At 45.5% G+C, this 10,192-nt stretch carries 10 protein-coding genes and 2 tRNA genes; 7 read left to right on the plus strand and 5 right to left on the minus strand.

What is annotated here, in order from left to right:
• The 4 genes from PKI34_13245 to PKI34_13260 all read left to right on the plus strand — a co-directional run.
• The coding region (locus PKI34_13245) for a hypothetical protein (GenBank protein HNS18772.1) at positions 1 to 233 on the plus strand (233 nt) is incomplete at its 5' end.
• Between the two features lie 668 nt (positions 234 to 901).
• Positions 902 to 1,111 carry a helix-turn-helix domain-containing protein gene (locus PKI34_13250; GenBank protein HNS18773.1) on the plus strand — a complete coding sequence of 70 codons (210 nt, stop codon included), beginning with the start codon at positions 902 to 904 and terminating at the stop codon, positions 1,109 to 1,111.
• Positions 1,108 to 1,443 carry a HipA N-terminal domain-containing protein gene (locus PKI34_13255; GenBank protein HNS18774.1) on the plus strand — a complete coding sequence of 112 codons (336 nt, stop codon included), beginning with the start codon at positions 1,108 to 1,110 and terminating at the stop codon, positions 1,441 to 1,443. The genes PKI34_13250 and PKI34_13255 overlap by 4 nt, the downstream gene beginning before the upstream one ends.
• Positions 1,433 to 2,380: a HipA domain-containing protein gene (locus PKI34_13260; GenBank protein ID HNS18775.1), complete on the plus strand. Its 948-nt coding sequence runs from the start codon at positions 1,433 to 1,435 to the stop codon at positions 2,378 to 2,380. Before PKI34_13255 ends, PKI34_13260 begins: the two co-directional genes overlap by 11 nt.
• Before the next feature lie 96 nt (positions 2,381 to 2,476).
• Here PKI34_13260 and PKI34_13265 read toward each other — a convergent pair whose 3' ends face one another.
• A complete protein-coding gene (locus PKI34_13265; GenBank protein ID HNS18776.1) occupies positions 2,477 to 2,620 on the minus strand; it encodes a hypothetical protein in 144 nt (47 codons plus the stop codon).
• Between the two features lie 310 nt (positions 2,621 to 2,930).
• Positions 2,931 to 3,005 (minus strand) — tRNA-Val (locus tag PKI34_13270).
• 171 nt (positions 3,006 to 3,176) lie between these two features.
• On the opposite strand from PKI34_13270, the gene PKI34_13275 reads away from it, so the two are divergent.
• Positions 3,177 to 4,499: a serine hydrolase domain-containing protein gene (locus PKI34_13275; protein ID HNS18777.1), complete on the plus strand. Its 1,323-nt coding sequence runs from the start codon at positions 3,177 to 3,179 to the stop codon at positions 4,497 to 4,499.
• Between the two features lie 147 nt (positions 4,500 to 4,646).
• On the opposite strand, the gene PKI34_13280 is transcribed toward PKI34_13275, so the two are convergent.
• From PKI34_13280 to rhaD, 3 genes are all read right to left on the minus strand, one after another.
• A tRNA-Val gene (locus PKI34_13280) sits at positions 4,647 to 4,721 on the minus strand.
• Positions 4,722 to 4,939: 218 nt separating this feature from the next.
• A complete protein-coding gene (locus PKI34_13285; protein ID HNS18778.1) occupies positions 4,940 to 5,146 on the minus strand; it encodes a dodecin family protein in 207 nt (68 codons plus the stop codon).
• A 168-nt stretch (positions 5,147 to 5,314) separates the two neighbouring features.
• A complete protein-coding gene (gene rhaD / locus PKI34_13290) occupies positions 5,315 to 6,040 on the minus strand; it encodes a rhamnulose-1-phosphate aldolase (protein HNS18779.1) in 726 nt (241 codons plus the stop codon).
• A gap of 255 nt (positions 6,041 to 6,295) precedes the next feature.
• Here rhaD and PKI34_13295 point away from each other — a divergent pair, with 255 nt between their 5' ends.
• Positions 6,296 to 8,650: a BamA/TamA family outer membrane protein gene (locus PKI34_13295; protein ID HNS18780.1), complete on the plus strand. Its 2,355-nt coding sequence runs from the start codon at positions 6,296 to 6,298 to the stop codon at positions 8,648 to 8,650.
• 62 nt (positions 8,651 to 8,712) lie between these two features.
• Complete coding sequence (locus tag PKI34_13300) at positions 8,713 to 10,140, plus strand: AAA family ATPase (protein ID HNS18781.1); 1,428 nt, start codon at positions 8,713 to 8,715, stop codon at positions 10,138 to 10,140.
• The last annotated feature ends 52 nt before the right edge of the window (positions 10,141 to 10,192 follow it).

Here is a 10,192-nt window from a genome sequence, read left to right on the forward strand (position 1 = left end):
TTGGTGGCAGCATTTTATTTCAGGAAGTGGTACCGGTTTGGTTCAGGGCGGAAACCTTCAACTCGTATGAAGGCTGGCAAAAGGCCGGAAAGGTCGTAAAGAAAAACTCAAGACCTTTTCTGGTCTGGGGTCGCCCGGTCGAAAGAACGGACGAATACGGAAAGTCCTATTCCTACTTTTCGGTCCGTTACCTGTACTCCAATGCCCAGGTGGCAGATCAGAAACAGTCCTGACACCTCGCCCTTTCGTGGTGCGGCCTTCGGGCCGCACCTTTTTTTGTTCACAAATCTGATTACCAAATCATTATATATCAATTCGATGATGATTGTTTTAATGTCATCCCTAACGGGATTCTGTAATTTTTGTCGGTTCCCTTTGCTACCAATATATCGTCCCTACGGGACTTGGCCAGTGGGATGGAATAGACCCTTCCATGCTTCTAGAAACATTTTGTATTTAACTTCAGGGCGCAGTTCAGGGCAGCGAAGCCCTGGTGGTACCAAATACCCGGAGCCATGCGACGGGGATTTGGCAGGGTGAGCTGCCCGGTCCCGACACCGCCAGGTGTCGGGAGAACCTCGCCCTGAAAAAGACTTTTTTGTTACTTTTTTGGTCTCAAAAAAGTAAAAGAATTAAAGTGCCGCCATGCGGCCGGGGAGCAGATCGAACATCCATTACCGCCTGTCCCGCCGAAAGGCGGGAATTGCAGAGGTAGAAATTGAGGTGAAAGGAGAGGTAGATTTACCAAAGGATCGGCGAAATAATGCTGATAGCATATTTCCTTGTAAATCTTAATTTACTCCTATATGCTAATGCATATATTTTCTTAAATTTTCATTCAACTATATTTAATTGCATATAATTTAGTATATTTGCGCATTATTATATTCAAAAACATATAATGAAACAGTTAGCAGAATTTGTCAAAGAACGTAGAAGAGAAGTAAATCTTACTCAGGGAGAATTCGCTGAACGTGCGGGTGTTGCACTAACAGTAATACGTAAAATAGAACAAGGAAAAACAAACCTGAATATGGATAAGGTAAATCTGGTTCTTCGCATGTTCGGACATGAGTTAGCGCCAGTAAACAGTAAAGATCTTAAGAAATGAGACAAGGAAAGGTGTTTTATAAAGACCATTTTGCAGGTGTGATTACTGAAACAAACGATGGTGAATACGTATTTCAATATGATGATCACTACGTGAAAGATTATCCGGATGAATTCATCACATTTACAATGCCGGTTGCAAATCGACCATACATTGACAAAAGACTCCACCCATTTTTTGAAGGACTGATCCCTGAAGGATGGTTGCTGGATATTGCTTCCGCACACTGGAAGATCAATAAAAACGACCGGATGGGATTATTACTGGCGTGTTGTCAGGATTGTATCGGAGCTGTGAGCATTAAACCTAAAACAGAAGGAGATGGCGAATAGATGTTTGTATTGTTATGAGTCCGTTGAAGAAGGGCGTGACTTCCATGAAAATTGTTCATTGGAATTCTTTGGATCATCGACACCTCCGGAATTGGGATATTCTCTGAGTGAAATGGATGAATTGGCAAAGAATGTCGTAGAACGCAGCGTAGCTGTACCTGGAGTTCAACCAAAATTATCATTATCATTAGTCAGGAAAACCAAAGAAACTGCTGATACACGGTTGACAATAGTTGGTGCATTAGGAGGACTCTATATTTTCAAACCTCCATCTGACCAATATCCCGAAATGCCCCAAAACGAACATGTGACCATGCGTATTGCTGAAAGCTTCGGAATCAGAGTAGTACCTTCATCCTTAATCCGATTGTCTTCCGGCGAGCTATGCTATATCACAAAGCGAGTCGACCGAACAGAAACTGGTGAGAAGATCCATATGATCGATATGTTTCAAATCACTGAAGCGTTTGATAAGTATAAAAGTTCCATGGAGAAAGTTGGGAAAGCTATCGGTATTTATTCCAGCAACACATTACTTGATAAGGTATTCTACTTTGAATTAGTTCTTTTCTCCTTTCTCACAGGTAACAATGATATGCATCTGAAGAACTTTTCGATGATTGAAAGTCCTTCAGGTTGGGTACTGGCACCTGCTTATGATTTATTAAATGTTGCAATCGTATTGCCGGAAGATAAGGAGGAACTTGCTCTGACATTGGTTGGGAAAAAAAAGAAGTTGAAACGAGAACACTTCGAACAATTAGGCGAGGATTTGGAGCTTACGGGAAAACAGATCAAAGGAGCATTTCGAAGGATGATCAAATACAAGCCAAGTGCATTTAGATGGATTGATCGTTCATTCCTGTCTGATGACATGAAAACTGCCTATAATGAGGTTCTTGACTCAAGGTATAGACAATTAGGACTGATTGAATAACGGCACACTATAATACGGCAGTAAATGTATTTTATTGCCGGTAAATTGATTTCATAATATGTCGCACCTACAGTGTATTAAACTTCAGGGCGCAGTTCAGGGCAGCGAAGCCCTGGTGGTACCAAATACCCGGAGCCATGCGACGGGGATTTGGCAGGGTGAGCTGCCCGGTCCCGACACCGCCAGGTGTCGGGAGAACCTCGCCCTGAAAAAGACTTTTTTGTTTACTTTTTTGGTCACAAAAAAGTAAAAGAAATTTATGCGGCCCTGCGGCCGGGGAGCAGAAAAAGAGTCATACTTTAGATAATATTACCTTTAGCAGAAGAATAAAAAGTACATTAAAATTATTTATGAGAGGAAAATTTTGCGAAAAGTACCGGAAAGTGGTACCGATCGCAAAAAATTACTTTCTTTAAACCAACGTTTGGTTTAAAATCAGTTTCGAAATTTCAATAAAAACTTTAAACCATATTTAAACCGCAGGTAAACTGCATATGTTTTTAGAAAATAAAAAACCCTGAAATCTTTAGTATTTCAGGGTTTCAGGGGGTGGGGTATACAGGGATCGAACCTGTGACTTCATGTCTGTGAAACATGCGCTCTGAACCGGCTGAGCTAATACCCCGAGGCGGGTGTGCGTGTCAGTGTGGGTGTGAGTTTGGGGGCAAAAGTACGAAGTTTTAGTAAAATGGCATTGTTGGAGCAAAAATAATAATTTTGCAGCCGATTCGAAAATCCAATGCTGTATTTGAGGTCTATGCGATCAAAACCAACAGAAAAGCAAAGCCATCCATTTATGAAAACTGTGAGCTACTCCGGACTTGCTCTGGCCACTGTGATCCTGGTTTCCCTTTTGCCGGCCTGCAAACAAAAGCCGGTCACAACTGCCGGAAAGAATGAAAGCTTTAAAAACAAGATAAACCTCCGGAGCATCGACAGTGTTTTTGATTTTTCTGTCCGGAACAATGACATTCCGGGTGGTGTGATGCTTGTTGCAAAGCAAGGTGAGATCGTTTACTGGAATTCATTTGGTTACAGGGATAAGGAAGCTCAGGAGCCGATGCAGAACAATGATATTTTCAGGCAGACTTTTATGACCATACCCGTTACCACTGTTGCTTTAATGATCCTGTACGATGAGGGCAGGTTTTCGATGGACGACCCGGTTTCGAAATATATTCCGGAGTTTTCCGATCCAATGGTGATGAAACTGTCGACGGAGGTTGATGCAGGCGGGGTACCCTCATCCTATACCCTGGAACCGGCAACTCAGGAGATCACCATCCGGCATTTGTTGAACCAGACGTCGGGATTGACCTATGATTTTTATAACCAGCCCTTTATCTCCGATCTTTACCGTAAGGCGGGGATGTCCAATGGCTTGATCCAGACACAGGGTACCATTGGCGATATGGTTAAAAAACTTGCCGGACTTCCGCTGTATTTTAATCCGGGCGAACGCTGGCACCTGGGGATGAATGCCGATGTAGTGGGCTACCTGGTGGAACTCCTTGCAGGGCAAACCTTTGAAACATTTCTGTCCCAACGTATCTGCGAACCACTGGGGATGCACGACACCTATTTTTTCGTTCCCGCCGAAAAAGCGGAAAGGATTGCCTCACTCTATCACCCGCAGACTGACGTTTCCCTTTACAAATATGCACCCGAGGACCAAAATTTCCAGGGATTAACCTTTACACCCGTGTTAAATCCTGATGGACCGCTGACCTATTTTTCCGGTGGAGCGGGACTGTATTCGACCGCCTTTGATTATTGGCGTTTTTTACAGATGTTGCTCAACCAGGGTGAGCTTGATGGCGTTCGCATTCTGAAATCCGAAACGGTTGAGATGATAACCACCCATCAGTTGGGAGACATGGAATTTTTTGCTCCCGGTATTTCGTATGGCTTTGGCTTTTACGTCCAGACCCAGCCCATTGAAGGGATGAAAGGATCCTCTGCCGGCTCGTTCAGCTGGAGTGGCATTTTCAATACATCCTGCATGGTTGATCCTCCCCTGCAGATGATCTATGTGGTGATGTGCCAGCATTTCCCAATCGGTAATTTTGAGGTGAGGGACAAAGTGGACAGGTTCATTTATCATGATATTCTGCCATAGGGCTGAAACGATCCGGTTTGAAGCTATCAGAGGGAATCATCCGCCAGATAAGAGCATACCCGGCAAATAAAAGAATGCAATGAAGGTGAAACGCTCAAACGATGAAGGGGCTGTCGCCGGTTGCTCGGCAGCCCCTTCATCGTTTCGTGGGAGTTAGTGGATTCGAACCACTGACCTTCTGCTTGTAAGGCAGACGCTCTGAACCGACTGAGCTAAACTCCCGGAAGTGCGTTTGGGTGTGCAGGTGTTGAGAATTGGGCTGCAAAATTATACATTTTCCGCAATGTTGTACCAATGGATGGATTAATTTGGCAGGGAAAGTTTGATGTGAAAAAAATCCAATGCAAACCCACCCACCGAAATTACTTCATCAGTGGTACACGAACAGGAAGACTGCCTGGCTCACCAGAAACAGTCCATTCAAGGCGGTTAACGATTATCTATAGCGTAATCACCTCGAAGGTGATCTTGGCATTCACCCGGTACTCGGCGACCTCATTGTTTTTGACCACCACGCTCATCTCCTGGATGTAGACCGAACGGATTTCCTTGACCGTCTGTGCGGCTATTTTTACCGCCTGCTTTGTCGCATCTTCCCAGCTTTCTTTCGAGGATGCCAGCACTTCAATGACTTTTAATATGGCCATGTCGTATATTTTAGGTTAGTATCATTTCTTCCGTCCAATCGCGGACCAGTACAAAGTTATAAAAAACAGTTGTGTAATTAAAATAATTTAATTTCACCGGTACTTTCTTTGACTGCCTGAATACTTCAGTAAACCGATAAGCTCACTTAAACGAATCCCGGAGTCCTTTCAGAGGGGCCTGGCCAGGAAATAGATCTTCGCTGCTTTTGTCACGATCTCAATCTTATCAAGGCAGTCAAACGTGTCGGCTCCAATCGTGATCACCCCGTGCTTGGACCAAAGGATCAGGTCGTGCTGTTGCAGTGATGCGACCGTGGCCCTGGCAATCTCGCAGGATCCGGGTTGCAGATAGGGGACAAGCCCAACCCCTCTGGGAAGCAACGTGTTCATTTCCAGGAGAGCGGATCCAAGGACCTGGTTCAGAACGGTTTCACTGTTGATCTTCTGGTCCAGGGTGAGCGCAATCAGTTCATTGACATGGGTATGCAGGATGGCTTGTTCCTGCCTTCCGGCGGATATCAGGGATTCATGAATGGCCAGATGCGTGCAGAATTCAGAAGTGGGTCTTAAGGAAGTGTCAATCTCCTGTCGGATGGGAAGGTGAATATAGGATGCACCGTCATCCGATATTCTGATCAGCAAAAGGTTCATGAGCGGCTGCCTGGCGAGATTACGCATACGGGTAGTGGCACTGCTGATCAGGAAATCGTGCCCGGCAAGGGCTTTGTAAGCTCCCGGCAAGGGGTAGGCGACAAATGAAGACAGCGGTTTTTCAGGTTCTGTACCCGGGCTTCCGGTGACATTAACGGAAACATTGCCTGCCTTGCCCTCAGCCCAGCCTCTTTCTTCGAGAACAAGGGCGATCGCTGCGATATCTTCCAGTACTTTTCTCATGGCACCTCTTATTCATTTCTTAAGTGAAACAGTTGTCATCTCATTGTTTTGGCCGGTATTCTTTCAGATTGGCAGGAAGAAAAACCTGGATGAGTGATCTAAATTTTGTGTGAAATTATTCATTTCCTGCATAAGGTCATCCGATGATTTTGAAATTTGCTGATGTTCCTGAAAAATTTATCCTTCGTTTGAACCAGAGAAGACAGGGGAATGCTATAAATTTGCTTTTTGTGCTGCTGCAACATAACGACCTGATTGAAAATTTCAAACCGACATACGATCCTGTTCCTTGTCTCGCTGGCTCTGTTTCTTTCTTCCTGTGGTCCATCACGCCTTACCCTTGAAGGCGTCAGGCTGAAGAAGAACATTATAAAAACTGACGACCGTAAGATTGAAGCAGGAGCCCTGACAGGATATCTTCAACAAACTCCGAACAAGAAGTTCCTGGGATTGAATCTCTATTCCTGGATTTACAAGCAGTCATACAAAGGAGAAGAAAAAAAGTACAAAGACTGGTTTCGCAGAAAATTTGGTGAAAAGCCTGTCATCATTGACCCGGGAAGAATTGATGCTTCCGCTAGGGATATGAAGCTGTATCTTAACAATATAGGATATTTCGAGTCCCTTATTGAAACAAGGGTTGATTCTGTTCGCAAGAAAAAGGCCAATGTTCGCTTTACCATCACTGCCGGCAAACCCTATACGCTGAGGAATGTAAGCTATCAGATCAGGGATGACACCCTTGCAAACCTGGTCGACCATATCCTTCCACAGAGCCTTCTAAAAGCAGGTTTCAACTACAATGCTTATACGCTGGATGATGAGCGTTCCCGTATCACGGAGATGTTGAGGAACAGTGGCTATTATTATTTTTCAAAGGATTTCATCCGCTACCAGATCGACAGCACTTTGAACAGCCACCAGATGGACATTGAGATGCTGGTCGATAATAATCGCCGGATATTTCCGGGTACCCTCGACTCGGTGGTGGAGTCGAACCATAAACGATACCGGATCAACCAGGTCTTCATCGAGCCACATTTTGATCCATTGAGGCCTTTGAGTACTGACCAGGATACCCTGGTGTATTATCAGCTCGCGGGAAAACACAGGGATACCGTTGACAGGTATTTATTCGTCTATCCGGGTTTTTCTAAAATCAAACCACCTGTCCTTGCCCAATCGGTTTATTTCGAATCCGGTAAATTTTACCGGCTTAAAGATGTCATGCAAACCAATAGCCAGCTATCGCGCATGGCGATCAACAGGCTTGTCAACATTTCATTTACCGAAGCCTTAAACCCCGCAATCAATCTGCCGCCTGATCAAGCATTTCTGGATACAAGGATAATGATAACGAATGCTCCTGTCAATAGTTTTTCGGTTGAAACGGATGTAACGAATTCAGCCGGAAATCCTGGTATTGCGGGAAGCCTGGTTGTGCAGAACAAAAACTTGTTCAGGGGTGCCGAGTTGTTTCGCATCAGGCTCCGCGGAGCCACTGAACTGCAACGGTCGGCCAAGGAAGCCGAAAAGCAGTTCCTGTTTTTCAATACGGTGGAAGCCGGCGTGGAAGTAAGCCTTCATATCCCAAAGTTCCTGATCCCGTTTTCGCAGACGAGGTTCCCAAAATATTTCCGGCCGAGGACCAGTTTCAGCCTGAGCTATCTTTACCAGCTCGAACCGGATTATGTCAGGCACCTTACCAACGGCTCTTTTGGCTATAACTGGGATCCCGACCAGAAGAAGCATCACGATATCTTTCCCCTGGGACTGACCTCCGTGAAAATCTTTCCGGATGATTCATCCGATTTCTATAAATATGTGCGCGAAACCAATGATCCCTGGCTCAAGGAACAATATTCGGATCACTTTATCATTTCCTCCAGATACAATTATATTTTCAGCAATCAGCAGCTGAACCGGAACATCGATTTCATTTACCTGAATTACCAGGTGGAAACGGGCGGCAACCTGATCCAACTGATCAAACAAGCGACCGGTGCTCCAACGGAGGATGGCAAGTACACAATCTTTAAAATGCCCTATGCCCAGTACCTGCGACAGGAAATTGATTTTCGGTTTTACCATTATAACTTATCTGAAAATACGCTGGTCTTAAGAGGCTACGCGGGCATTGGTATACCCTATGGTAATTCAAAAGCAATGCCTTATGAACGTGCTTTTCCGGCAGGAGGGTCCAACGATCTGAGGGGATGGATTTTCAGGCGTCTGGGACCCGGCAGTTATGCCACTGACACGATCGACTTTGACCGGACCGGGGATATCAAGCTGATGGGTAACGTGGAATACCGTTTTCCCATTTATAAAATATTCAAGGGTGCGGTGTTCTCGGATTTTGGCAACATATGGCTTTTAAGGGAAAGCGAACAGTTCCCCGGCGGTGAGTTCAGTTTCAACCGTTTTTACAAGGAAATTGCGATCGATGCCGGCCTGGGATTTCGCTTTGATTTCGATTTCTTTATCATTAGGCTCGACGTTGCAACCCAGATCAGGGATCCTTATATGCCTGCCGGAGAAAGGTGGATTTTCAATCCGACGATGAAGTCCAATGTTGTATGGAATCTTGGCATCGGTTATCCATTTTGATTTTCTTATATTGAACTCTACATATTTCATTCTTCATACGCACTATTTCTCATAATTCTCCGATGCAGCCTGCCCGTATAAGCGACTTTCTTCTGTCACAATTTCCTTATGAACCTACCACGGGGCAAAGGATGCTCATCGGCCGGCTGGCGGATTTTTTATCCAGTGAAAAGGATGACAGCCTGTTTATGCTGAAAGGGTATGCCGGCACGGGTAAAACAACGATCGTCAGCGCGCTGGTGAAAATTCTCCCGCTTCTGGGAAGACGATCCGTGCTGCTTGCTCCAACCGGAAGAGCGGCCAAAGTGCTGGCCGGGTATTCGAGCCATCAGGCATTTACTATTCACAGAAAAATCTACTTCGCCCGGACAACCTCCGACGGAAACCTTGCCCTGACTCTTCAGGAGAATCATCATCGCCATACCTATTTCATTGTCGACGAGGCATCAATGATTCAAAATATTGAAACGACAGGTGAAGCCAACTTGTTTGCCTATCGCAATCTTCTTGATGACCTGTTTTTTTATGTCGGTAACGGTGAAAACTGCCGTCTGATCCTTGTGGGTGACATTGCCCAGCTGCCGCCGGTGGGTCAACCGGTCAGCCAGGCGCTGGATACGGAATTCCTTGAACAGAAGTATCAAAAAAAGGTCGAATTGTATGAACTGACTGAAGTTGTGAGGCAATCCAGGGATTCAGGCATTTTGGCCAATGCCACCCATCTCAGGAAGAAGATTGCATCGAATTCTCCTGTAACACCTCTTTTCCTTCCCGGTGATTTCAGCGATATCAAACGCGTGAATGCAGTTGAGATGGAAGAGCTGATCCAGGATGCCTACGCAAATGATGGTCAGGCAGATACCGTGGTCATTACAAGGACCAATAAGCGGGCAAACATCTACAACCAGGAAATCCGGCGCAGAATCCTGTATCTCGACAGCGAACTAACGGCTGGTGAATTACTGATGGTGGTCAGGAATAATTATTTCTGGTTGCCACAGGACAGCGAGTCTGGATTCATCGCCAACGGCGACATCATTGAAGTCCTCAGGATCAAAAATATACACGAGATGTATGCTCACCGGTTCGCCGATGTGGTGGTTCGGATGATCGATTACCCTGACCAGAAGGAATTTGAAACGAAGCTCCTGCTGGACACCCTTTATGTGGAAACCGCTTCATTGTCGTATCAGGAAGGAGCGAAAATCTTCCAGGCCATCATGGAAGATTACTCCGATGTTCCGCACAGGAAAAAACGGCTCGAAAAAATCAGGAATGATCCCTATTACAATGCGCTGCAGGTTAAATACGCTTACGCGCTGACCTGTCATAAAACGCAGGGAGGGCAATGGAAGACGGTATTTGTGGACCAGGGGTACCTCAGGGATGAGATGATGGATGTTGAATACCTTAAGTGGCTGTATACAGCAGTGACCAGGGCTACGGAAACAGTTTATCTGGTGGGGTTTGAGGGGAGGTTTTTTGGGTAGGGGGGGTAGAGAGGCACAGAGGCACAAAGGCACAAAGGCACAAAGGCACAAA

The sequence above is a fragment of the Bacteroidales bacterium genome, assembly GCA_035342335.1.
GTDB lineage: Bacteria > Bacteroidota > Bacteroidia > Bacteroidales > JAGONC01 > JAGONC01.